Origin of the sequence: Antarctobacter sediminis (genome assembly GCF_019218285.1) — a bacterium.
In the GTDB taxonomy this organism is placed as follows: Bacteria; Pseudomonadota; Alphaproteobacteria; order Rhodobacterales; family Rhodobacteraceae; genus Antarctobacter; species Antarctobacter sediminis.
The window spans coordinates 1-20,237 of record NZ_JAHUZG010000003.1 but is presented as its reverse complement, the minus strand read 5'-3'; the positions used below and the strand labels follow the sequence as shown (position 1 = coordinate 20,237).

Below are 20,237 nucleotides of genomic sequence, written 5' to 3'. Positions count from 1 at the left end.
TGATTTTGCGGATCAGCGCACCCGGACCGGCAAGGTGGCATAGCCCCGGAACCGTGCCAGAGGCACACGGGTGCGCGGTCCATTCGCAGCCAGCTTTGGAAACCGTTGCACGAATTTGCCCAGAGCGAGCTTTCCTTCAACGCGCGCAAGGCTTGCACCAAGGCAGACATGAATGCCGGTGATAAGAGCAATGTGCCGGTTCGGGCGGCGCGTGATGTCCACCCGGTCCGGATCTGGAAAGACCTCCGGATCCCGGTTGGCCGCCGCGATGGACGTGTGAATGTAGGTGCCCTTGGGCAGCACCCCTGTCGACAGGTCAATATCCTCGCCCGCCAGCCGATTGCCGATCTGCAACGGGCTTTCCACCCGCAGAAACTCCTCGACCGCGGAACCGATCAGGCCCGGATCCTCCCGCAAGAGGCGATGCTGATCCGGGTTGTCCATCAACAAACCGATCGAATTGCCAACAAAGCTGGTTGTTGTTTCGTGCCCGGCGTTCAGCAGGAAGATACAATTCTGGATCAGCTCCTCCTGAGTCAGCCGCCGCCCCTCATGTTCACCAAAGATCAGCGATTCGAGCACTTCACCCTCATGCGCGCCTTCGGGATTGCGGCGCCGATGGTCGATCAAATCGCCAAGGATCTCTCCGAACTCTTCGACCGCCTTGTTGCCCTCGGCCAAACGGTCGGCTGGCACAACCGGGTCCAACGCCCCCAGAATGGCAAGCGAATAGCCCCGCAGACGCGCGCGATAGTCCTCTGGAATCCCCAGCATGAAGCTGATGATCTCGGTCGGCAGAACCTTGGCAAAATCATCTATCAAATCCAGTTCGCCAAGGTCTTCGACGCGGTCCAGCAAACGATCGACGATGCCTTCGATCAGGGGTTCGAACTCGGCCAGTTTGCGCGGTGTAAAGGCGCCAGAGATCAGTTTGCGGACAACCGTGTGATAGGGCGGATCGTTGAAGATCAGGCTGGTGGTATGGTGTTTTTGCAGCGGACACTGGCCGAACTTTTCGCCAAAGGCCTCGGTCTTGTCCGATAGCATGGCACGGCTTTGATAGACCCTCAGACAGTCGTCATAGCGCGTCAGATAGACAGAGCCATCGGCATTGCGATGAACCGGATCCTCTGAGCGCAGCCGATGCAGCACTGGATGCGGGTTCTCGATGAAACCCGGTCCGATGGTATTCAGGTCAAACCCGGCAATATCCAGCATGTTCTTTCCTCCCCACGTCATCCTGCGCCGGGGTGGGATTGGTGGCAAGGGTCTGGAAATCCGGGGCTAGGCGCGCGCGACCGGGCTGTTAGGGTAAGGGATGCGCACCGTCCTCACCTTCACTCTCGGCCTGTTGCTGATCCTTGTCGGCGGATGTATCGGCGCGGTGGCGGGGTTCTTCCTTGTCATCGGGATCGGGCTGGCCAGCGGCGACACCGGAATGGAAGGTGGGCTTGCCATGGGCGCAGCCATGGGTGGTGCCCCATTGGGTGCGATCACCGGGGCGGTTCTGGCCCTTGTCGCCCTGATCCGCTGGCACAGGCGGCCCGCCGGACAGCCATTCCTGTCTGGCAAGGCTCTGGTCATTGTGATCGGTCTGCCGATCGTTGTGATCCTCGGCCTGAGCCTGCGGATCTGGGCCATCACCACACCCGAGTTTCGCTCTCCGCGACCTGAGTTGATTGTGGAACTGCGCGTGGCCAAAGGCGCGATAGACCCGGCCCAAACCGCGTGGAAACCCCTTTGGCCAAGGTACCACAGGGCGGGCACCTATGTTGGGGCCTACAACCTGATCGACCGCCGCGAGGATGAAGACTATGACTACGCTTTGCTCCGCTTTGTCATGGTCTACAAAGTCGACAACCGCGAGATGTCGCTGGAGTTGGAACGGGACTGGTTCGCCTATTTCCCGCTTGAGATCGGAAAAGTCCCTGCGCCATCCGACAGATTCAGCGCATGGATTGCGCCGACCATGATCAGCCATGAACCTTGGGGCGAAGAGCCAAAGCGCGATCCGGCCCCCGGTCTGGATATGGCAATCCGTTACAAGGTGACGTGGGAGGGTCACTGAAAAGGGCGGCCCTCTGGACCGCCCTTTGCCAAGTGATTCCGAACCGTTGTCACCCCAGTTCGCCGGGCTTGTACCAATCGCCCATCTTGACCGTTGAGGCGTCCCCGACCATTTCGGCAAACATCGCCGGGTCCTGTGTGCCACCATCCCGGCCACGGTAATGGTAGGGATAAACAAAGGTCGGCTTGAACGTGCGCACGGCGTCTGCTGCCGCCTCGGCTGTCATGGTAAACGGCAGGTTCATGCAGACAAAAGCAAGATCGATCCCTTCCAGAGCCCGCATCTCGGGCACGTCTTCGGTATCACCGGAAACATAGACCCGGAAATCATCCATCGTCAGCACATAGCCGTTGTCACGTCCCTTGGGATGAAAATTCAGTCGTCCTTCGGTGATGTTATGTGCCGGGATCGCGTCAACTTGCAGGCCGGTCAGGCTGGCTGTCGCGCCATTGCCCATGGCGCTGGTGTTCATTTTCAACTCTTCCGGCAGCATATCGAAAACTGCCGGATTGGTGATCATTTGCGTGTTTTCACCTTTGACCGCTTTCAGCACATCCGCGTTGTAATGGTCTCCATGCTGGTGCGTCACAAGGATCAGGTCGGCAGGCGGCAGACCCTCGTATTCAGAGGTTTCGCCCACCGGATCAACGTAAAGGGTGCCGATCGGCGTTTCCATCACGATCGAGGCATGATGGACCGGATGCACAAGCAACGTGCCTTGCGAGGTCTTGAACTCATTTGGCAGATGCCCGCCGGCTCGCCCGGCAAAAGGCAGCACGGTGATCGTGCCTGCGGCGGCGGCAGTGGACAGGAAGGTACGGCGGTTGAGTGTCATGGATCGCGCTCCGGTTTGACTGTTCCACCAGTAACAATAGGGCGCGCCCGGCCTGCGACAAATTGGACGGCCGATTTCTTCAACGCCGTCCATTTCTGCCCGCTGCAACAACGAAAAAGGCCCCCCGGCAAATCTGCCAGAGGGCCTTTCAAAGTCATGAAAGAGCGATTCAGTCGCGCTCTTCGACGATCTCGACCAGATGCGGGATCTTGCGGATCATGCCGCGAACCGCCGGGGTATCTTCCAGCTCACGCACGCGGTGCATCTTGTTCAGGCCCAGGCCGACCAGCGTCTGGCGCTGGATGGCAGGGCGGCGGATCGGCGAGCCGATCTGTTTGACAACGATGGTCTTTGCCATGGGTCTCAGGCCTCCTCGGTCTCGGCGGCGGGTGCTTCATCGCGCTTGGGCAGGATGTCAGCAACCTTCTTGCCACGACGTTGAGCCACCAAACGCGGCGACTGCTGGTTGCGCAGTGCGTCGAGCGTGGCGTGGATCATGGCGTAGGGGTTCTGCGAACCGGTCGACTTGGCGACAACGTCCTGAACGCCCAGCATTTCGAACACGGCACGCATCGGACCACCGGCGATGATACCGGTACCGGTCGGGGCGGTGCGCATGGTCACCTTGCCGGCGCCATGATGGCCTTTGCCGTCGTGGTGCAGGGTGCGGCCCTCTTTCAGCGGCACGCGGATCATCTTGCGCTTGGCTTGCTCGGTCGCCTTACGGATGGCCTCGGGGACCTCCTTGGCCTTACCTTTGCCAAAGCCGACGCGGCCCTTCTGGTCGCCGACAACGACAAGCGCGGCAAAGCCGAAACGCTTACCGCCTTTGACGGTCTTGGACACACGGTTGATCGCGACAAGGCGATCTGCAAACTCGGGCGCCTGCTCCTCGCGGTCGCGGCGGCCGCGGCCACCGCCACGGTTGTTATCACGTTCTGCCATAAGGCATTCCTTCTTTCGTGGTGCCCAAGAGCACCGTGATTGTTCAATCGCAGTGGGCCATCAAGCCCCTCGATCATCGAGGTGTTTCCACCTGCAAATAAAGGTGCGCCCAGAGGGCACACCCTTTGATGGGTGCGCATATGCTGCGCACCGCAGGCTTAGATCTTCAGACCACCTTCACGCGCGGCGTCGGCCAGAGCCTTCACCTTGCCGTGAAAGAGAAAGCCGCCACGGTCGAAGTAGGCTTCTTCCACACCGGCTGCCTTGGCGCGTTCGGCGATTGCCGCACCCACCTTGGCCGCTGCTTCGATGTTGTTCTTGCCGACAACACCCAGCGACGGCTCCAGCGAGGAAGCTGCTGCCAGGGTCTTGCCCGCCAGATCGTCGATGAGCTGGACAGAGATGTTCTTGTTCGAACGGTGAACCGAAAGGCGAACGCGACCCGCGTTGACCTTGCGAAGCTTGTTCCGGACGCGCAGGCGGCGCTTCTGGAACAGTACACGTTTGCTGTTTGCCATTGCCTTGCGTCCTTACTTCTTCTTGCCTTCCTTCTGGAAGATGTATTCGCCCTTGTAGCGGATACCCTTCCCCTTATACGGCTCCGGCCGGCGCCAGTCGCGGATGTTGGCCGCAACCTGGCCCACCTGCTGGATGTCATGCCCTTCGATGATGATCTCGGTGGGCTTGGGGCAGGTGATGGTGATGCCGTCGGGGATCTGGAAGTCCACGTCGTGCGACAGGCCAAGGTTAAGCTTCAGGACATTGCCCTGCAACTGCGCCCGGTAACCGACGCCCTGGATTTCCAGTTCCTTCTTGAAGGTGTTCTGAACGCCGTGAACGAGGTTCGACACCACAGTGCGGGACATCCCCCACTGCTGGCGGGCGCGCTTGGACTTGCCGCGCGGCTCCACCTTGATGGCGTTTTCTTCGACGATCAGCGTAACGTCATCGGTGGCCGTGAAGCTTTGGGTGCCTTTCGGCCCCTTCACTTCGATGGTCTGGCCCGAGACGCTGGCCGACACACCCGAAGGCATTTCGACCGGCTTCTTACCAATACGAGACATGTGTTCAGGCCTCCTTAGAATACGGTGCAGAGCACTTCGCCGCCAACGTTGGCTGCGCGTGCGTTTGCGTCCGACATCACACCCTTGGGGGTGGAGACAATCGACACGCCCAGGCCGTTGCGGACCTGCGGGATGTCATTGACACTCATGTAAACGCGGCGGCCGGGCTTGGAGACCCGTTTCACTTCGCGAATGACAGGGGTGCCGTCGAAGTATTTCAGGCTGATTTCAAACGCGGGGTGGCCGCGTTCATCCGTGCTCTTTTCGTAGCCGCGGATGTAACCTTCGTCCGCCAGCACGTCCAGAACCCAGCCACGCAGCTTTGATGCCGGTGTGGAGGTGGTGGACTTGCCGCGCAGCTGCGCGTTGCGGATGCGGGTGAGCATATCGCCGATAGGATCGTTCATCTCATACCCTCCTTACCAGCTCGACTTCACGACGCCCGGCAGCTTGCCGTTCGAACCGAGTTCGCGCAGGGCGATACGGCTGATCTTGAGCTTGCGGTAGTAGGCGTGCGGACGGCCCGTCAGCTGGCAGCGGTTGTGCAGCCGGGTGGGCGACGAATTGCGCGGCAGCTTGGCCAGCTTGAGGCGGGCCTTGAAGCGCTCTTCCATCGGCTTCGATTCGTCGGTTGCGATTTCTTTCAGTTCAGCGCGCTTGGCGGCATACCGGGCCACCAGGCGCTCGCGCTTTTTCTCGCGCTCGATCATGGATTTTTTTGCCATGTCTTTGTCCTCTTACGCCTTGGTGAACGGTACGTTGAAATGCGTCAGCAACGCTTTGGCCTGGGCATCGGCGGTGTGCTCGCCGAAATCCTTGGCATTGGTCGTCATGACCACATCCATGCCCCAGACTTCGTCAACCTTGTCGAAGTCGATTTCCGGGAACACGATGTGTTCTTTCAGACCCATGGCAAAGTTGCCGCGACCGTCGAAGGACGGCTTCACGCCGCGGAAGTCGCGGATGCGGGGCATTGCCACGGTCACCAGGCGGTCCAGGAATTCATACATGCGCACGTCACGCAGGGTAACCTTGGCGCCGATGATCATGCCTTCGCGCAGACGGAACGGCGCGTGGCTGTGCTTGGCCTTGGTGCCGACGGCCTGCTGGCCGGCGATCTTGGTCAGATCTTCGACAGCCGACTTGGCTTTCTTCGAGTCACGAACCGCTTCGGCGCCGCAGCCGATGTTCAGAACGATCTTTTCCAGACGCGGGATCTGCATGTCGTTCGTATAGCCGAACTGCTCTTTCATCGCCGCCTTGATGGTCTCGCGATACTGAGCCTTCAGGCGCGGGGTGTAGCTTTCCATATCAAGCATCGATCACGTCCCCCGTGGTCTTGGCGTAGCGAACCTTTTTGTCGCCTTCCATGCGGAAACCAACGCGGGTCGGTTTGCCGTTGGCGTCGACGTAGGCCAGGTTCGACAGGTCGATCGGCAGGGCCTTGGGCAGGCGGCCGCCCTGGCTGGTCTGGCTCTGGCGAGTGTGACGGATGGCGATGTTCAGACCATCGACAACGGCCTTGCCGGCCTTGGGGTCAACGCTGACGATCTCGCCGGTTTTGCCCTTGTCCTTGCCGGTCAGAACGATGACCGTGTCACCCTTTTTCAGCTTGGCAGCCATCTTACAGCACCTCCGGGGCGAGCGAGATGATCTTCATGAAGTTCTTGGCACGCAGCTCACGCACGACCGGCCCGAAGATACGGGTGCCAACCGGCTCACCTGCGTTGTTCAGGATCACGGCGGCGTTGCGGTCAAAGCGGATCGAGGTGCCGTCTTCACGGCGAACTTCCTTGGCGGTGCGCACGACGACGGCCTTGCGGACGTCACCTTTCTTCACGCGACCACGCGGAATGGCCTCCTTCACCGACACCACGATGATGTCGCCGACAGAGGCATAGCGGCGGTGGGAACCGCCCAGAACCTTGATGCACTGAACTTTCCGGGCTCCGGAGTTGTCAGCGACATCCAGATTGGTCTGCATCTGGATCATAAGTTATCTCCCGACGTCCCGGGCCGCTCTTCCAGAGAACATTGACCCGGGGGTTTCGAATGTCACCGGGGCCGCGAATACGGCCCCGGATCGCCCTTTAGTGGGCGGCTTCTGCTTCGGCCTGCTGAGCGGCGGCGGCGGCTTCGGCGCGTTGCTTCTCGTGTTCGGCCTGCATTTCTTCGGTCATGACTTCCCAGCGCTTCGTCTTGGATTTCGGAGCGCATTCGCGGATCAGGACGCTATCGCCGACGTTGAACTGTTCGTTCTCATCGTGGGCGCGGTACTTCTTGGACTTTTTGATGGTCTTCTGAAGCACGGGGTGCTTGAAGCGACGGACGACCTGGACGGTCACGGTCTGCTTGTTGGCGGTCGAGGTGACGGTGCCTTGCAGGATACGCTTGGGCATTCGTTACGCCTCCGCAGTCGAGGCCGCGGCAGCGGCTTTTTCGTTCAGGATGGTGTTGATGCGGGCAACGCTGCGACGCACCTCGCGCATACGCGCGGTATTTTCCAGTTGGCCGGTGGCCGCCTGAAAGCGGAGGTTGAAAGCCTCCTTCTTGAGCTGGACAAGCTGGTCCCGGAGTTCGTCCGGGGTCTTGTCACGGAGTTCCTGGGCGTTCATGCGCCTCTCCTTTGCTGCAACATCACCGGTAGGCCCCTGCCTGCAGGCACGCAGGGTCACCCTGATTCCGGTGGAGTCCGTGGATGAGCGGCTGCACTATGCCAGAATCCCCAACTATGCAAGGATTATCTGCAACACCCTTGGCGCGCGGGTCTAGCCCGCCTGGCAACCGCCAATGACATGGTCAAACTTCTCGCTCAATGGCGTCTCGGGAAAGCGCGCGTTGGACCGGGTTCCGCGAAAATCCGTGAACTCGAAAACAAAGCTCTCGCCGGTCAACAGGCCTGCCCGGAAATCCCTGAAACGGTCAGGCAGAAAGGCCGCCTTGCCGCTGGTGGATTCGCCCCACTTCTCCGAAATGGGCTCGTTCTCGCCGAACTTGTAGCGAACCGGGACCGTATCCCTTGTACTGCCAATGTAGCCACCGGAAACGACAAAGATCTCGTGCCCACCTTTGCCGTCGCACCGCACGAAGGTCGAAACCGGCGCATCCGTCATCCGCGCATTTGCCTTGTCGCTCTCAAGCACAACATAGGATGTCTCCTTGCCTGAAAACGGGTCCGTTTTCTCAACAAACAGCCATTTCGAAACAGCCGCAGAAACCGGGCTGTCATCCTCCTGATCGGGGGCGGGCGCGGCCTTGTATCCGGCAAGCGCATCGTAGCAAATCAAACGCGCCTGATCATTCGGCACCCCAAGACATGCCGCTAGATCTTGTGCATGCACCGCCAAGGGGGAAAGCCCGATGGCCAAGGAAAGAATGACGAACCGCATACTCAGCGTCCTTTTGAAATGAACAGTGCTCAAAGTGGTCAACCGGCGCACCGTGTTGAACCTAATGCTTTGTATACTCGCTTAAATTTGACGCCAATCACATTGTTTGGAAACAATTCGACCCACCAGAGGGCACGCCTACCGCAATAGTTCCAGCGCGACGCTGTCCGACACATAACTTGCCTCGAAGGAGACAAAACTCAGCGACGCCGCATATCCCGCAGGGGCGGCTGCGTCTTTGGTAGCGGACGGCGGCTCGACGGCGGGCAACTCATCCACTGGACTGCCAGACGCCTCGGGAACAACGGGCTCGGCCACCTCACCACTTACGGCGACAGCGGCATAGGTCATGCTGACATACATCGCCTCAACCACGAGTTCGGTCGTCCCCCGCGCAATTGTCGAAGCCGCTTGCCCCTGTGTCAGGCACACCCCCGCCTCGCAGGCGTCGCGAACGGCGGCTTTGGCGCGATGACCGACGGATTGTGCGGACTTGCCCATCGGCTTGTCACTGGTCGCGAGCGGGATATCAGCCCTCTTTGAGCGTTGGTGATCACGCCCGGCACAACAGGAATGCAGTTCCATTTCAAACCCCCAGTTTCACTCTGGTCATGAGGGTGGCCCAGAGGCGTAAAGATATACGGGCTGACCTTAGGGAAACTGCACACAATTTCGCACATAGTCGACACAGGCAAAGAACTTCACTTGAGGGAACACTGACTCCTTTCGTATAGTTTACGTGACCAGAACAGGGGTAAACCGCATGGCCGAACGGGAAATACCGGGGGATGGCCCGCTATTCAGCCGTATCGGGCCGGACGGGGCGTCTCATGCGCTTATGCTGGAACAGGCTGCTCGCATTGCCCAATTGGGCTATTTCGTCTTCAACGTCCTCGACGCCATTGTTGAAGTCTGCTCGGTCCAGCACGCCGAAACCTTCGGATTGACCCCGTCAGAGTTCATCGAGGCCGTCAGCGGTCTTGGCGGTGAGATGGACATGGTCCACCCCGAAGATCGGGACATCCTGCGCGAAGCGTATCAACGGCTGTTGCTGGGCGAAACGATCGAGATGGAATACCGTTTTTATCGGCGGGACCGCAGCATCGGCTATATCCGCGAAGTTGTCGCGCCCGAACGCGATGCCAGCGGCCGCATTGTCCGCGGTCTGGGCAGCAGCCTTGACGTGACAGAATCCCGGCTGGCAGAAGAACGCAAGGCGCAGGCCAATCGGCTTGCCGCTTTGGGCGAATTGACCGCTGGCGTCGCCCATGATGTCAACAACATCCTCGCCGTGGTCATGGGGAATGCCGAACTGCTTCAGGACGACCTGCCCGACGGCCTGCGCAGTCAATTGTTGTCTGAAATCGTTTCAGCGGCGGGGCGTGGCGGCATGCTGACCCGCAGCCTTCTGAATTTTGCGCAAAAAGCGACAATCCTTCCCACGGCCCTTGACCTGGCAGAAGAGGTGGACAGGGCAGTGACGCTTTTTGAACGGACCACCCTTCAAAAAGCCCGGGTCGAGGTCATTCGCCCAAAAGGCCCGGCACCGATCTTCGCGGATCGGGACAACCTGCAATCGGTGATCCTGAACATCCTGATCAACGCCCGCGACGCGATCCGCGAGGGCGGTACGATCCGCATCCGCACCAAGCTGCCGGATAACTGCACCGACATTCCCCCCCCTTTCGCAGGCGATCTGATTTGCCTGTGTGTTCAGGATGACGGTACCGGCATTCCGGCGGAGCACATCGACCGGGTGACCGAACCTTTCTTTACCACCAAGTCGCGCTCCAGGGGGTCGGGGCTCGGGCTATCCATGGCGGCGGGGTTCATGCGCCAACTAGGCGGTGAAATCGCGATCTCGTCGACCCCAGGCGCGGGGACCAACGTTCGGCTGTTGTTTCCGATGCACCGATCCAACCCGTTGCTGGAACGGAAGACTCCGAAGGCCGGGCCGACGCCGTTTGACAGGCATCATATCCTGCTGCTGGAGGACGAAGAACAGATCCGTGACATCCTGCGCCGCAATCTCAAGGGATGGGGATTCACCGTGACCGAGGCAGCCACCTCCGAAGAAGCCCTGCGCGCGGTGGACAAGGGCGGGTATGATCTGGCGCTATTGGACAATTATGTTCCCGGGTCCTCGACAGGTGTCGAGATTGCCGCCCGGATCAAGGCGGTGGACGCCTCGACCCCGGTGATCCTGTTGACCGGGCTGGCGCGCGGGCTTGGCTCGGCCGAAGACGGAACCGTGGATCTGGTTCTGTCGAAACCGGTGCCCGCCGCAGAGCTGCGCGCGGGGATCGCCAATCTTCTGGATGCCGCACCCTCAGGTGAAAGGGCGGTTGGCTCCGCCAGCTGACAGCGTCAGTGTGAGGCCGCTCTAGGCCAGCGAAGCGCCGTTGCCACCCTCGCCAAAGCTGGACCGCAGCAACTTGGCCAAATGGCCGTTCCGGATTGCATCGGGATGCACCACCCCGATCTGGGCGGGCATTTCCGGCAGGCCAAGAATCCGGGCAATGGCAAAGCGATGCGCGCCACCGCCGCTGCGCAGGCAGGTTCCGTCACGGGCCACATGCACCAGTACGCCGCCATGCTCGCGGCGGAAATAGTCGGGCAATTCGGCCTTAGGCAACAAACGCCCCCTTTGCCGCGTCTCGGCGTAGAGCTTGTCCAGCGCCGCATAGCGCGCATGGACATCCTCGATTGTCGCGCAGCCGTCAGGCCGGTGCCCGGTGGCGATTTCTTTGACCAGACGTTGGTAGATCGGTGTCTCTTGCCAATCCGCGCCCTCTTGCCAGTGCATCCGGCAACTGCGCAGCTTGGTGTTGGTTTCGATGTCAAAGCGATTCAGATCCCAATCACCCGCAACCACGGCTCCGCTGTTCTGACGGCGGAACTGACGGGCGCTGCGCTGTTTGCCCAGCCCTAGGTTGACACGTGAGGGTGCCACGTAGATCGCCGCATCCGACCGCGGCCCTTCCAGTCCGAACCGCAGCATATTCCAGATATCGCGCAGAACTTTGCGCGGCACATGTGCTTCGATCGTGCGGCGAAACTGCTCAAGATCGGTAAAGGAGCGAAAGGACATTTATGACAACCTGGCTAAAGAGCTTGCACCCGGTCGTCATAAATATTTCACGGAACTGTTACTGTCAAAGGCCGCTGCGGTGCGCTCACGCCCATTTGTAGTTGAAGCTCACCGAGACCCGGTTTTCTTCGGCCATGTTCAGCGGAACCTCATGGCGCAACCAGCTTTCCCACAGCAAGACGTCCCCGACCTGCGGCGCGATATAGACAAAAGACCGCAGCTCCTCGCGGCACCCTTTCTTGCGGGTCGGCGCCGCCATCATCATCGACAGGCGCGGATCCTCGAGTTTCAGCGCGGATGCGCCTTCGGGCATCGCAACATAGGTTGTGCCCGAAATCACCGAATGCGGATGGATATGGCTGGAATGCGTGCCGCCCTCTGGCAGGATATTGATCCAGATATCCTCAAGGACAAGCTCCTTGTCGCCCAGTTCGAACTCAAGATCCTTCGCAAAGGCGGCGACATGCTGGTCCAGAACCTTGACCAGATCCGCGAAAATCGGGAATCGCCAGGGCAGATCCGTCAGCGACGCATAAGAGGTATATCCCGGATACCCCTGTTCTTCGCACCAGTCCTGCCCCGCCTCGTCGTCCTCGGCGATGGAATAGCACGAACCTTCAAGCTCGGCTGTGTCGATGTCACCATGCTCCGCAAGGCGGGCCTGGTACAGGCGGGTGGCGAAAAGCGAACGGATCTGGGTCATGGCCGGGCTTTAGCCCAGCCAAACGGCGGGGGGAAATGGAATCTCAACTTCTGAGGCGCATGGTCCCCGCAAATCAGACGTGAGAGCAGAATGTTCCCGATCCGAAGCCTGATCTTGCCGACCTTGCTGGTTCTTGGCGGCCAAACCGTTGCGCAAAGCGCCTCGCTTTTCCCACAGGGGGAAACCCGGGCGCGCGGCCCCTTGATCGCCATGCGTGCTTCCGCCCCATCGCAAGGCTTGTTGGGCAGCGGCGATCGGCTGGGATTTCTGGTCCCCTTGCCGGAACCGGACGTACCGGCCCCTGCCCGCTCTGGAACATTGGCAGGGAACGGCGCCACAGCAAAACTGCTCAGCCTGATTTCCGAGGCGGAGTCGCGCCACGGTGGCTATGACGCGGTCATCCACGGCGCCAAGATCAAGCCCCCCAAACCCCCGACAGAACTGACCGTTCAAGAAATTCTCGACTGGATTGCAGCTACACCGGGCCAGCCGCATGCCATCGGTCGCTACCAAGTCATCCCGGATACCCTGCGGCATCTCATCGCCGATCTCGGGATCAATCCGCAGGCCCGCTTTTCGCCAGACCTTCAGGACCGCATGGCAAACAAACTGCTGGCGGATGCCGGCTTTCATGCGTTCCAACGGGGGGAAATTTCGCGCCGGGGCTTTATGTACCGACTGGCCAAGGTCTGGGCTGGCCTGCCCCTCCCATCCGGCGAATCCTATTACGAAGGATACGCAGGCAACAAGGCGACCATGACATGGGCGCGCTTTGACAGCGCGATGGCCGCGATCTTTCCCGGATAGGCTTTACAGGTACAATTCGCCCGACGGGCTGAGAAAGATCGCTTCGGCAAGGTTATCATCCGCCGGAAAAGCGCGCGGCTTGCCGTTCTCCGGCAGGGGTGCACGGCTGCCTGGGGCATCATCAATACGCAGAACCGCCCCATTGTTGAATTTCAGGGTCAACCCGTGCCGCCGGAAATCGGCCTCCGTGATCCGGCTCCCGGTCAACCGCCGCAACAGCGCGCTGTCATCGCCTTCTTTGATCCAGGCGTCCCGGTCCACCGGGCTTTCAAGGATCCGGTCATCGAGCATCAGCCATTCGGCCGCGCCGATGATCGGCAGGATCAACCATCCCTCACCCAGCATCAGCCCGAAGAACCCATAGCCACCCGCCCCATATGATCCCAGCATGCAGGACAGATCCTCTACCCGTTGCCCAACGACTGCCTCAGCCAAAACCGGCCTTGGCTCCAAAGGCACGCGCAGCGGATCGCCCATGAAGTCGTCATCGTCATCACCGAAGGGCTGGCTGAGGTCGGGGATCAAAAACTGCCCGCGCACGATCGGAGAGGGGATCGGGATTTCTGAATAGGCCCGTCTCGTTTCGCGTTCGACGATCCAACGGGCCAAGGGTTGGCCCCGGTCGGCGGCTCTCATCACGGTCTGGATCAGGTGGCGGTGCAGGCGTGCAATCATCAGGTTACCTTGTCAGATCCCCACAACCCTAGGAAACCACGCGCAAAAGAAAAACCCCCGCCGCTCATGCGCCGGGGGCCAAATTTTGACATTGGGCCGAAACCCGCTGCTTACCAGTCTTCGCGAACCACGACGCGCGTCTTGATCGGCAGCTTCATCGCCGCAAGGCGAAGGGCCTCACGCGCGATGTCTTCGTTCACGCCGTCGATCTCGAACATCACGCGGCCCGGCTTGACCTTGCAGGTCCAGCGGTCCACCGAACCTTTACCTTTACCCATACGAACTTCGATGGGTTTTGCGGTCACGGGGGTGTCCGGGAAGATACGGATCCAGACGCGGCCCTGACGTTTCATGTGACGCGTCATGGCACGACGGGCTGCTTCGATCTGGCGCGCGGTGACACGCTCGGGCTCGAGAGCCTTCAGACCGTAGGTGCCGAAGTTCAGATCGGAACCGCCTTTGGCGAGGCCCTTGATCCGACCCTTCTGAACCTTGCGGAATTTTGTACGCTTAGGCTGAAGCATTGTTACCTCCGATCATCCCGGCGGCCGCCACCGGCGCCACGGGGGGCCGGACCGTCCTGGAGTTCCTGGTTCTTGCGATCGCGGGCCTGCGGATCATGTTCCATGATCTCGCCCTTGAAGATCCAGACCTTGATGCCGATGATGCCGTAGGGGGTCGATGCTTCGACGTTGGCATAATCGATGTCGGCGCGCAGCGTGTGCAGCGGCACGCGGCCTTCACGGTACCATTCGGTACGCGCGATTTCCGCACCACCCAGACGACCAGCGACGTTCACCCGGATACCCTGGGCGCCCATGCGCATGGCGTTCTGCACGGCCCGCTTCATCGCGCGGCGGAAGGAGACCCGGCGCTCCAGCTGCTGGGCGATGGATTCGCCAACCAGCTGTGCGTCCAGCTCGGGCTTGCGGACCTCGACGATGTTGAGGTGCAGTTCCGAGTCGGTCATCGTGGCCAGCTTCTTGCGAAGCACCTCGATGTCCGCGCCTTTCTTGCCGATGATGACGCCCGGACGCGCGGTGTGAATGGTCACACGGCACTTCTTGTGCGGACGCTCGATGATGACGCGGCTGATGCCGGCCTGCTTCGGCGGGTTCTTGTACTCGTTGAAAATGAATTCGCGGATCTTGAGATCCTCGAGCAGCAGATCACCGTAGTCCTTGGTATCAGCGTACCAGCGGCTGTCCCAGGTGCGGTTCACCTGAAGGCGCATGCCGATCGGATTGGTCTTGTTACCCATTAGGCTTGCTCCTCAACCTGGCGCACCTTGATGGTGAGTTCCGAGAACGGCTTGTTGATCCGGCCGAAACGACCACGGGCCCGGGGGCGACCGCGTTTCATGACCAGGTTCTTGCCGACATAGGCCTCGGCGACGACCAGTTCGTCGACGTCCAGACCGTGGTTGTTCTCGGCGTTGGCGATAGCCGATTGCAGGCACTTTTTCACGTCAACGGCGATCCGCTTCTTCGAGAAGGTCAGGTCCGTGAGGGCCTTGTCCACCTTCTTGCCGCGGATCAGGGCGGCGACGAGGTTCAGCTTCTGCGGCGAGGTGCGCAGCATGCGCAGCTTTGCCATCGCTTCGTTGTCCGCCACGCGGCGGGGATTCTTATCCTTGCCCATGGCTTACTTCCTCTTGGCTTTTTTGTCGGCCGCGTGGCCGTAGTAGGTGCGGGTCGGCGAATATTCACCGAACTTCTGACCGATCATGTCTTCGCTGACCATCACGGGAACGTGCTTCTGGCCGTTGTAGACACCGAAAGTCAGGCCGACGAACTGCGGCAGAATGGTCGAGCGGCGCGACCAGATCTTGATGACTTCGTTTTTGCCCGACTCGCGCGACTTCTCGGCCTTCTTCAGGACGTAGGAATCGACGAACGGACCTTTCCAGACGGAACGCGACATATATTACCGCCCCTTCTTCTTGGCGTGACGCGAGCGGATAATCAGCTTCTGCGATGCCTTGTTGGTGTTGCGGGTGCGCTTGCCCTTGGTCGGCTTGCCCCAAGGCGTCACCGGGTGACGGCCACCCGAGGTACGGCCTTCACCACCGCCGTGCGGGTGGTCGATCGGGTTCATGACGACACCGCGGACGGAAGGACGCTTGCCCATGTGGCGGACGCGGCCGGCCTTGCCGAGGTTCTGGTTCGAGTTGTCGGGGTTCGAGACCGCGCCAACCGTGGCCAGGCATTCCTGACGGACCATGCGCAGTTCGCCCGAGGACAGGCGGATCTGAGCGTAGCCACCGTCACGGCCGACGAACTGGGCATAGGTGCCCGCGGCGCGTGCGATCTGGCCGCCCTTGCCGGGCTTCAGCTCGATGTTGTGCACGATGGTACCGATCGGCATACCCGAGAACGGCATGCAGTTGCCCGGCTTGATGTCGGCCTTTGCCGACGAGACAACCTTGTCGCCCACGCCCAGACGTTGGGGGGCGAGGATATAGGCCTGCTCGCCGTCGTCATACTGGACGAGTGCGATGAATGCCGTGCGGTTGGGGTCATATTCGATACGAACAACGATGCCGTTGACGTCGAACTTGTTCCGCTTGAAATCGACGATCCGGTAGAGGCGCTTTGCGCCACCGCCGCGACGACGTGCGGTAATCCGTCCGGTGTTGTTCCGGCCGCCTTTCTTCGTCAGACCTTCGGTAAGGGCCTTGACGGGGCGTCCTTTATACAGCTCCGAACGGTCGATCAGCACCAGCCCGCGCTGGCCCGGCGTCGTCGGCTTGTACGACTTGAGTGCCATGCTTTCTGTCTTCCGTTGCTTACGGCCAGATCGAAACCCGGCCTATGTTATCAGCCCCCCGAAGGTGGCCAGTGGTATAGGCCCCCGAAGGTGCCCGATTCGCGTCATCCGCAAAGAAAAGCAAAGCCCCGGACGAATCCGGGGCTCCCTGCGGATGGGGTCGTTTAGGCGAGGTTGGGCGTCACGTCAAGTGGCAGCCGAGCCATTCCGCCAACTCGGACCAAGCCGGGTTTGGACAGTTGGCACGCCCGGAAAAAAACTGTCGTCACGACACTCCGAAATCGTCCAGCAAGGCACGGATATTGCGCGAAAACGCCTCTTCGCTGAGGTCGCGCCGCCATGTTGCATGGGCGGCCTGTTTCATTCGGTCCAACTCCGCGCGATCCGCATCCAATTTCAGCAACCATTCGACGGCTTGCTCCATGTGCAATGGATCGAAAACCACGCCGTCATCACCATGGGTCAGATCCCCGGCAGAGCCGCACTGGTTCGAAATCATCGGAACCGCGCCATAGGCCATTGCCTCAAGTGGAGAGGTGCCGCGCAACTCATCGAAACTGGGCAGAATGCATACGTCATGCGAGGCGTGCAGCGTCCCCATCTCAAGGAAAGGGACAGAACCAGCGAGCTTGATCCACGGGCGACGCGCCATGTCCTGAATCGTTGCGTAATGCGCATTGTCCGGTCCCGGAACCGTCCCGGCCAGAGTCAGGCTGATCCGGTCCTGCGCGTTCATTTCCTCGATCTTCTGAATCAGCACATGCTGGTTCTTGCGTTCGGCGCCCAGTTTGCCAACCAACAGAACCTTTAGCCGGTCGTCCTCGCGCGGCAGTACCTGATGCGGAAGAACATCGACCGGTAAAGGCATGAATCGCGCGTAGGGGTCGCGCGGCTTGCTGCGGTTTTGCCCGCGCACCGGGGTGAACCGCTCAACAGGCAGCCCTTTATATCGCAACAACACGCGCCGTCCGAAACCGGTCAGCACATCGTCAGGCACCTGATTGTACAGGATGCGCGGAATGCCCTGCCGTCGCGCCGCGCGTGAGGCACGGCGGCTGATGGCCCATGCATTGCGAATGATCACAAGGTCGGGACGGAAATCGGTGACTTCCTTTTCAACCTCCTCGTAAGCCGGAGATTTCCCCATGACCACAGGTTCGACCATCGAATGATCCTCGCCGCCTGAGGCCATGCAGACCAACAGACGAACCTCATGCCCATCGGCCAGCAAACGCCGCACGGCGAACCACATGTTGGTGTGAAACCGTGGCAAAGTAAAAAGCAGTCGCGCCATGGCACCCCTGAGCCTTCTGAAACGTTTGTCCGCCGCGGCCCCGGACAGCGGACCGGCAAGGCAGCGCAAACCTTGGACGGATTGAACAACACCTCGTCTCGACGGGCCAGCGCTTTGCCGCTCCCGCCCCTTCAATCGGAAAAGGCCCCCGCATCGCTGCGAGGGCCTTTCCGAAGTCTGCAAGCCGGGGATGAACCCAGCCCGCAAATCCAATCAAAGACCGGTCGACACGTCGATCGTGTTGCCCTCTTCGAGGGTAACATAGGCCTTTTTCACGTCCTTGCGACGACCCAGGGTGCCGCGGAAACGCTTTTGCTTGCCTTTAGTGATGGTGGTGTTGACCGCCTTCACCTTGACACCGAACAGCGCCTCGACCGCTTCCTTGATCTGCGGTTTGGCCGCGTCGATCGCCACTTCAAAGACAACTGCGCCATTTTCGGACGCCATGGTCGACTTTTCGGTGATGATCGGCTTGCGGATCACGTCGTAGTGTTCTGCCTTCGCGCTCATTTCAGACGAGCCTCCAGTGCTTCGACACCCGCCTTGGTCAGAACCAGCGTATCGCGACGCAGGATGTCATAGACGTTTGCGCCCTGGCTCGGCAGCACATCGAGACCGTCGATGTTGGCCGCTGCACGGGCAAAGTTCTCGTTCACCTGTGCGCCGTCGATGACCAGCGCGCGCTTCCAGCCCAGGTTTGCAACCTGCTTGGCCAGCGTGTTGGTCTTGCCGTCGCAATCTGCGGCTTCGATCACAACCAGCGAACCGGCTTTGACCTTGGCGGACAGCGCGTGCATCAGGCCCAGCTTACGGACCTTCTTGGGCAGCTCATGGGCGTGCGAACGCGGGGTCGGGCCCTTGTAAATGCCACCCTTGCGGAAGATCGGTGCCTTGCGCGAGCCGTGGCGTGCGCCGCCGGTGCCCTTCTGGCGATAGATCTTCTTGGTCGAGTAAGACACTTCCGAGCGGGTCTTGACCTTGTGCGTACCGGCCTGCGCCTTGTTGCGCTGCCAGCGGACGACGCGGTGGAGAATGTCGGCGCGCGGCTCGAGCCCGAACAGGGCCTCGTCCAGCTCGACCTCACCGGCTGCTGCGCCGTCGAGATTGATCACGTCGAGTTTCATTCGTCGCCTTCCTTCTTCTCGGCCTCGATTTCAGCCTCGGCTGCTTTCAGCGCGTCTGCTTCGGCTGCGGCCTGCTCTTCGGCAAGACGCTTGGCTTCGGCTTCGGCCTCTGCTGCGGCTGCGGCGGCGGCTTCCTCGGCGGCTTTCATCGCTTCACGCTTGGCGCTCATCAGAGCGGCGGGCAGGATGACATTGTCCGGGGTCGGCTTCTTGACGGCGTCCTTGACAGTCACCCAGGATCCTTTGGGGCCGGGAACGGCGCCCTTGATCATGATGATGCCGCGGTCACTGTCGGTCTTGACCACTTGCAGGTTCTGCGTGGTGACACGCACCGAACCCATGTGGCCGGCCATTTTCTTGCCTTTGAACACCTTACCGGGGTTCTGACACTGACCGGTGGAGCCGTGCGAACGGTGGCTGATCGACACGCCGTGCGTGGCGCGCAGACCGCCGAAGTTGTGGCGCTTCATGCCACCGGCAAAACCTTTACCGATGGTGATGCCGCTGACGTCCACGAACTGACCTTCGAAGTAATGGTCGGCGATGATTTCCTCGCCCACTTCGATCAGGTTTTCGGGGGCGACGCGGAATTCCACGACCTTCCGCTTCGGCTCGACCTTGGCAACGGCAAAGTGGCCGCGCATGGCTTGGCTAACGCGTTTTGCCTTGGCGGTGCCGGCGCCCAGCTGAACAGCGGTATAGCCGTGCTGGTCATTGGTGCGCTGCGCGACAACCTGAAGGTTGTCCAGTTGCAGCACGGTGACGGGGATCTGCTTGCCGTCTTCCATAAAGAGACGGGTCATGCCGATCTTCTTTGCGATCACTCCAGAGCGCATGTCCATCGGCCTCCCTTACACCTTGATCTCGACGTCCACGCCAGCGGCGAGGTCGAGCTTCATCAGGGCATCAACGGTCTGCGGGGTCGGATCGACGATGTCGAGCAGACGCTTGTGCGTACGGATCTCGAACTGGTCACGCGACTTCTTGTTCACGTGCGGACCGCGCAGAACGGTATATTTCTCGATCTTGTTCGGAAGCGGGATCGGCCCGCGAACCGTGGCGCCGGTGCGCTTGGCGGTGTTGACGATCTCCTGGGTGGAGGCGTCAAGCACGCGGTAATCAAACGCCTTGAGCCGGATACGGATGTTCTGGTTCATTGAACAGCCTTATTCACGATGTTGGGGTTGAGAGGAGGACACGCGACCACCGCGCACCCTCATCGAACCCAAAAGGCGGGGAATCACCCCGCCTTGCACGACCAGTTGGCCGTTGCGCGCGTATATCGTCTGCACCCCAGTGTGACAAGGGCGTTTATCCCGAATCCAACGTGTTTTGCAGCGCGCGCTTTTCTACGCGAAAGGGCGCCTCCGATTGGAGGCGCCCTTCGTGTTTGTCGGTGCCGAAGGCGGGGGGAACCCGTCTTACTTCAGGATCTTCGAGACAACGCCCGAACCCACGGTCCGGCCACCTTCA

The 20,237-nt window shown here is 60.7% G+C and carries 31 protein-coding genes; 3 read left to right on the top strand and 28 right to left on the bottom strand.

The window, feature by feature from the left end; all coding sequences use genetic code 11:
• Window positions 1-12: 12 nt before the first annotated feature.
• Entirely contained in the window at window positions 13-1,218 is a 1,206-nt protein-coding gene (locus KJP30_RS15255; protein ID WP_218450207.1) for a cytochrome P450, read from the bottom strand.
• Window positions 1,219-1,318: 100 nt separating this feature from the next.
• On the opposite strand from KJP30_RS15255, the gene KJP30_RS15250 reads away from it, so the two are divergent.
• Window positions 1,319-2,068, top strand: coding sequence for a hypothetical protein (locus KJP30_RS15250; RefSeq protein WP_218450206.1), 750 nt, complete (start codon window positions 1,319-1,321; stop codon window positions 2,066-2,068).
• A gap of 49 nt (window positions 2,069-2,117) precedes the next feature.
• Here the strand turns inward: KJP30_RS15250 and KJP30_RS15245 are convergent, their stop codons facing one another.
• The 14 genes from KJP30_RS15245 to KJP30_RS15180 form a co-directional block, all read right to left on the bottom strand.
• Window positions 2,118-2,903 carry an MBL fold metallo-hydrolase gene (locus tag KJP30_RS15245; RefSeq protein WP_218450205.1) on the bottom strand — a complete coding sequence of 262 codons (786 nt, stop codon included), beginning with the start codon at window positions 2,901-2,903 and terminating at the stop codon, window positions 2,118-2,120.
• A 169-nt stretch (window positions 2,904-3,072) separates the two neighbouring features.
• Window positions 3,073-3,261 carry a 50S ribosomal protein L30 gene (gene rpmD / locus KJP30_RS15240; protein WP_218450204.1) on the bottom strand — a complete coding sequence of 63 codons (189 nt, stop codon included), beginning with the start codon at window positions 3,259-3,261 and terminating at the stop codon, window positions 3,073-3,075.
• Window positions 3,262-3,266: 5 nt separating this feature from the next.
• The gene (gene rpsE, locus KJP30_RS15235) at window positions 3,267-3,848 is read right to left on the bottom strand and encodes a 30S ribosomal protein S5 (protein ID WP_218450203.1); all 582 of its coding nucleotides are present in this window, start codon (window positions 3,846-3,848) and stop codon (window positions 3,267-3,269) included.
• A gap of 158 nt (window positions 3,849-4,006) precedes the next feature.
• Window positions 4,007-4,366 carry a 50S ribosomal protein L18 gene (rplR, locus tag KJP30_RS15230; protein WP_218450202.1) on the bottom strand — a complete coding sequence of 120 codons (360 nt, stop codon included), beginning with the start codon at window positions 4,364-4,366 and terminating at the stop codon, window positions 4,007-4,009.
• 12 nt (window positions 4,367-4,378) lie between these two features.
• Window positions 4,379-4,912, bottom strand: coding sequence for a 50S ribosomal protein L6 (rplF, locus tag KJP30_RS15225; protein WP_218450201.1), 534 nt, complete (start codon window positions 4,910-4,912; stop codon window positions 4,379-4,381).
• Between the two features lie 14 nt (window positions 4,913-4,926).
• Window positions 4,927-5,319, bottom strand: coding sequence for a 30S ribosomal protein S8 (rpsH, locus tag KJP30_RS15220; RefSeq protein WP_218450200.1), 393 nt, complete (start codon window positions 5,317-5,319; stop codon window positions 4,927-4,929).
• 12 nt (window positions 5,320-5,331) lie between these two features.
• Entirely contained in the window at window positions 5,332-5,637 is a 306-nt protein-coding gene (gene rpsN, locus KJP30_RS15215; protein WP_218450199.1) for a 30S ribosomal protein S14, read from the bottom strand.
• 12 nt (window positions 5,638-5,649) lie between these two features.
• Window positions 5,650-6,231 (bottom strand): 50S ribosomal protein L5, encoded by a 582-nt coding sequence (rplE, locus tag KJP30_RS15210; protein WP_218450198.1) that lies wholly within the window; start codon window positions 6,229-6,231, stop codon window positions 5,650-5,652.
• Complete coding sequence (gene rplX / locus KJP30_RS15205) at window positions 6,224-6,535, bottom strand: 50S ribosomal protein L24 (protein ID WP_218450197.1); 312 nt, start codon at window positions 6,533-6,535, stop codon at window positions 6,224-6,226. Before rplX ends, rplE begins: the two co-directional genes overlap by 8 nt.
• Before the next feature lies 1 nt (window position 6,536).
• On the bottom strand, window positions 6,537-6,905 hold the full coding sequence (rplN, locus tag KJP30_RS15200; protein ID WP_023851005.1) for a 50S ribosomal protein L14: 369 nt from the start codon (window positions 6,903-6,905) through the stop codon (window positions 6,537-6,539).
• A 97-nt stretch (window positions 6,906-7,002) separates the two neighbouring features.
• Window positions 7,003-7,311 (bottom strand): 30S ribosomal protein S17, encoded by a 309-nt coding sequence (gene rpsQ, locus KJP30_RS15195; protein WP_218450196.1) that lies wholly within the window; start codon window positions 7,309-7,311, stop codon window positions 7,003-7,005.
• A gap of 3 nt (window positions 7,312-7,314) precedes the next feature.
• Window positions 7,315-7,527 (bottom strand): 50S ribosomal protein L29, encoded by a 213-nt coding sequence (gene rpmC, locus KJP30_RS15190; RefSeq protein WP_218450195.1) that lies wholly within the window; start codon window positions 7,525-7,527, stop codon window positions 7,315-7,317.
• Window positions 7,528-7,680: 153 nt separating this feature from the next.
• Window positions 7,681-8,343 (bottom strand): hypothetical protein, encoded by a 663-nt coding sequence (locus KJP30_RS15185; protein ID WP_218450194.1) that lies wholly within the window; start codon window positions 8,341-8,343, stop codon window positions 7,681-7,683.
• A gap of 96 nt (window positions 8,344-8,439) precedes the next feature.
• Complete coding sequence (locus tag KJP30_RS15180; RefSeq protein ID WP_218450193.1) at window positions 8,440-8,802, bottom strand: hypothetical protein; 363 nt, start codon at window positions 8,800-8,802, stop codon at window positions 8,440-8,442.
• Between the two features lie 262 nt (window positions 8,803-9,064).
• On the opposite strand from KJP30_RS15180, the gene KJP30_RS15175 reads away from it, so the two are divergent.
• The gene (locus KJP30_RS15175; protein ID WP_218450192.1) at window positions 9,065-10,663 is read left to right on the top strand and encodes a PAS domain-containing hybrid sensor histidine kinase/response regulator family protein; all 1,599 of its coding nucleotides are present in this window, start codon (window positions 9,065-9,067) and stop codon (window positions 10,661-10,663) included.
• A gap of 21 nt (window positions 10,664-10,684) precedes the next feature.
• Here the strand turns inward: KJP30_RS15175 and KJP30_RS15170 are convergent, their stop codons facing one another.
• The gene (locus KJP30_RS15170; RefSeq protein WP_218450191.1) at window positions 10,685-11,392 is read right to left on the bottom strand and encodes a hypothetical protein; all 708 of its coding nucleotides are present in this window, start codon (window positions 11,390-11,392) and stop codon (window positions 10,685-10,687) included.
• A gap of 85 nt (window positions 11,393-11,477) precedes the next feature.
• On the bottom strand, window positions 11,478-12,095 hold the full coding sequence (locus KJP30_RS15165; RefSeq protein ID WP_218450190.1) for a 2OG-Fe(II) oxygenase family protein: 618 nt from the start codon (window positions 12,093-12,095) through the stop codon (window positions 11,478-11,480).
• A gap of 90 nt (window positions 12,096-12,185) precedes the next feature.
• On the opposite strand from KJP30_RS15165, the gene KJP30_RS15160 reads away from it, so the two are divergent.
• The gene (locus KJP30_RS15160) at window positions 12,186-12,902 is read left to right on the top strand and encodes a lysozyme family protein (protein ID WP_218450189.1); all 717 of its coding nucleotides are present in this window, start codon (window positions 12,186-12,188) and stop codon (window positions 12,900-12,902) included.
• Window positions 12,903-12,905: 3 nt separating this feature from the next.
• Here KJP30_RS15160 and KJP30_RS15155 read toward each other — a convergent pair whose 3' ends face one another.
• The 11 genes from KJP30_RS15155 to rpsJ form a co-directional block, all read right to left on the bottom strand.
• A complete protein-coding gene (locus KJP30_RS15155; RefSeq protein WP_218450188.1) occupies window positions 12,906-13,577 on the bottom strand; it encodes a hypothetical protein in 672 nt (223 codons plus the stop codon).
• Between the two features lie 110 nt (window positions 13,578-13,687).
• Window positions 13,688-14,101 (bottom strand): 50S ribosomal protein L16, encoded by a 414-nt coding sequence (rplP, locus tag KJP30_RS15150; RefSeq protein WP_218450187.1) that lies wholly within the window; start codon window positions 14,099-14,101, stop codon window positions 13,688-13,690.
• Window positions 14,102-14,103: 2 nt separating this feature from the next.
• Complete coding sequence (rpsC, locus tag KJP30_RS15145; RefSeq protein WP_218450186.1) at window positions 14,104-14,838, bottom strand: 30S ribosomal protein S3; 735 nt, start codon at window positions 14,836-14,838, stop codon at window positions 14,104-14,106.
• Entirely contained in the window at window positions 14,838-15,218 is a 381-nt protein-coding gene (gene rplV / locus KJP30_RS15140; protein ID WP_218450185.1) for a 50S ribosomal protein L22, read from the bottom strand. The genes rpsC and rplV overlap by 1 nt, the downstream gene beginning before the upstream one ends.
• A 3-nt stretch (window positions 15,219-15,221) precedes the next feature.
• On the bottom strand, window positions 15,222-15,500 hold the full coding sequence (rpsS, locus tag KJP30_RS15135) for a 30S ribosomal protein S19 (RefSeq protein ID WP_218450184.1): 279 nt from the start codon (window positions 15,498-15,500) through the stop codon (window positions 15,222-15,224).
• A gap of 3 nt (window positions 15,501-15,503) precedes the next feature.
• Window positions 15,504-16,346 (bottom strand): 50S ribosomal protein L2, encoded by an 843-nt coding sequence (gene rplB / locus KJP30_RS15130; protein ID WP_218450183.1) that lies wholly within the window; start codon window positions 16,344-16,346, stop codon window positions 15,504-15,506.
• Between the two features lie 265 nt (window positions 16,347-16,611).
• On the bottom strand, window positions 16,612-17,640 hold the full coding sequence (locus tag KJP30_RS15125) for a glycosyltransferase family 4 protein (RefSeq protein ID WP_218450182.1): 1,029 nt from the start codon (window positions 17,638-17,640) through the stop codon (window positions 16,612-16,614).
• A gap of 213 nt (window positions 17,641-17,853) precedes the next feature.
• A complete protein-coding gene (locus KJP30_RS15120; RefSeq protein ID WP_043137403.1) occupies window positions 17,854-18,150 on the bottom strand; it encodes a 50S ribosomal protein L23 in 297 nt (98 codons plus the stop codon).
• Entirely contained in the window at window positions 18,147-18,764 is a 618-nt protein-coding gene (rplD, locus tag KJP30_RS15115; protein ID WP_218450181.1) for a 50S ribosomal protein L4, read from the bottom strand. Before rplD ends, KJP30_RS15120 begins: the two co-directional genes overlap by 4 nt.
• Entirely contained in the window at window positions 18,761-19,600 is an 840-nt protein-coding gene (gene rplC, locus KJP30_RS15110) for a 50S ribosomal protein L3 (RefSeq protein ID WP_218450180.1), read from the bottom strand. Before rplC ends, rplD begins: the two co-directional genes overlap by 4 nt.
• A gap of 15 nt (window positions 19,601-19,615) precedes the next feature.
• Window positions 19,616-19,921, bottom strand: coding sequence for a 30S ribosomal protein S10 (gene rpsJ / locus KJP30_RS15105; protein ID WP_023849092.1), 306 nt, complete (start codon window positions 19,919-19,921; stop codon window positions 19,616-19,618).
• Window positions 19,922-20,237 lie beyond the last annotated feature (316 nt).

Coding starts and splice junctions, on each gene's coding strand:
- KJP30_RS15155 (WP_218450188.1), bottom strand. CDS start 13,577: ATGATTGCACGCCTGCACCGCCACCTGATCCAGACCGTGATGAGAGCC.
- rpmD (WP_218450204.1), bottom strand. CDS start 3,261: ATGGCAAAGACCATCGTTGTCAAACAGATCGGCTCGCCGATCCGCCGC.
- rplR (WP_218450202.1), bottom strand. CDS start 4,366: ATGGCAAACAGCAAACGTGTACTGTTCCAGAAGCGCCGCCTGCGCGTC.
- rpsJ (WP_023849092.1), bottom strand. CDS start 19,921: ATGAACCAGAACATCCGTATCCGGCTCAAGGCGTTTGATTACCGCGTG.
- rplP (WP_218450187.1), bottom strand. CDS start 14,101: ATGCTTCAGCCTAAGCGTACAAAATTCCGCAAGGTTCAGAAGGGTCGG.
- rpsC (WP_218450186.1), bottom strand. CDS start 14,838: ATGGGTAACAAGACCAATCCGATCGGCATGCGCCTTCAGGTGAACCGC.
- KJP30_RS15160 (WP_218450189.1), top strand. CDS start 12,186: ATGTTCCCGATCCGAAGCCTGATCTTGCCGACCTTGCTGGTTCTTGGC.
- KJP30_RS15255 (WP_218450207.1), bottom strand. CDS start 1,218: ATGCTGGATATTGCCGGGTTTGACCTGAATACCATCGGACCGGGTTTC.
- rplE (WP_218450198.1), bottom strand. CDS start 6,231: ATGCTTGATATGGAAAGCTACACCCCGCGCCTGAAGGCTCAGTATCGC.
- KJP30_RS15250 (WP_218450206.1), top strand. CDS start 1,319: ATGCGCACCGTCCTCACCTTCACTCTCGGCCTGTTGCTGATCCTTGTC.
- rplV (WP_218450185.1), bottom strand. CDS start 15,218: ATGGGCAAGGATAAGAATCCCCGCCGCGTGGCGGACAACGAAGCGATG.
- rplC (WP_218450180.1), bottom strand. CDS start 19,600: ATGCGCTCTGGAGTGATCGCAAAGAAGATCGGCATGACCCGTCTCTTT.
- rplX (WP_218450197.1), bottom strand. CDS start 6,535: ATGGCTGCCAAGCTGAAAAAGGGTGACACGGTCATCGTTCTGACCGGC.
- rpsE (WP_218450203.1), bottom strand. CDS start 3,848: ATGGCAGAACGTGATAACAACCGTGGCGGTGGCCGCGGCCGCCGCGAC.
- rplB (WP_218450183.1), bottom strand. CDS start 16,346: ATGGCACTCAAGTCGTACAAGCCGACGACGCCGGGCCAGCGCGGGCTG.
- KJP30_RS15175 (WP_218450192.1), top strand. CDS start 9,065: ATGGCCGAACGGGAAATACCGGGGGATGGCCCGCTATTCAGCCGTATC.
- KJP30_RS15180 (WP_218450193.1), bottom strand. CDS start 8,802: ATGGGCAAGTCCGCACAATCCGTCGGTCATCGCGCCAAAGCCGCCGTT.
- rpsS (WP_218450184.1), bottom strand. CDS start 15,500: ATGTCGCGTTCCGTCTGGAAAGGTCCGTTCGTCGATTCCTACGTCCTG.
- rplF (WP_218450201.1), bottom strand. CDS start 4,912: ATGTCTCGTATTGGTAAGAAGCCGGTCGAAATGCCTTCGGGTGTGTCG.
- rplD (WP_218450181.1), bottom strand. CDS start 18,764: ATGAAACTCGACGTGATCAATCTCGACGGCGCAGCAGCCGGTGAGGTC.
- rpmC (WP_218450195.1), bottom strand. CDS start 7,527: ATGAACGCCCAGGAACTCCGTGACAAGACCCCGGACGAACTCCGGGAC.
- rplN (WP_023851005.1), bottom strand. CDS start 6,905: ATGATCCAGATGCAGACCAATCTGGATGTCGCTGACAACTCCGGAGCC.
- KJP30_RS15245 (WP_218450205.1), bottom strand. CDS start 2,903: ATGACACTCAACCGCCGTACCTTCCTGTCCACTGCCGCCGCCGCAGGC.
- KJP30_RS15165 (WP_218450190.1), bottom strand. CDS start 12,095: ATGACCCAGATCCGTTCGCTTTTCGCCACCCGCCTGTACCAGGCCCGC.
- rpsN (WP_218450199.1), bottom strand. CDS start 5,637: ATGGCAAAAAAATCCATGATCGAGCGCGAGAAAAAGCGCGAGCGCCTG.
- KJP30_RS15120 (WP_043137403.1), bottom strand. CDS start 18,150: ATGAGCGCGAAGGCAGAACACTACGACGTGATCCGCAAGCCGATCATC.
- KJP30_RS15125 (WP_218450182.1), bottom strand. CDS start 17,640: ATGGCGCGACTGCTTTTTACTTTGCCACGGTTTCACACCAACATGTGG.
- rpsQ (WP_218450196.1), bottom strand. CDS start 7,311: ATGCCCAAGCGTATCCTGCAAGGCACCGTCACCTCGACCGCCAACAAG.
- KJP30_RS15170 (WP_218450191.1), bottom strand. CDS start 11,392: ATGTCCTTTCGCTCCTTTACCGATCTTGAGCAGTTTCGCCGCACGATC.
- rpsH (WP_218450200.1), bottom strand. CDS start 5,319: ATGAACGATCCTATCGGCGATATGCTCACCCGCATCCGCAACGCGCAG.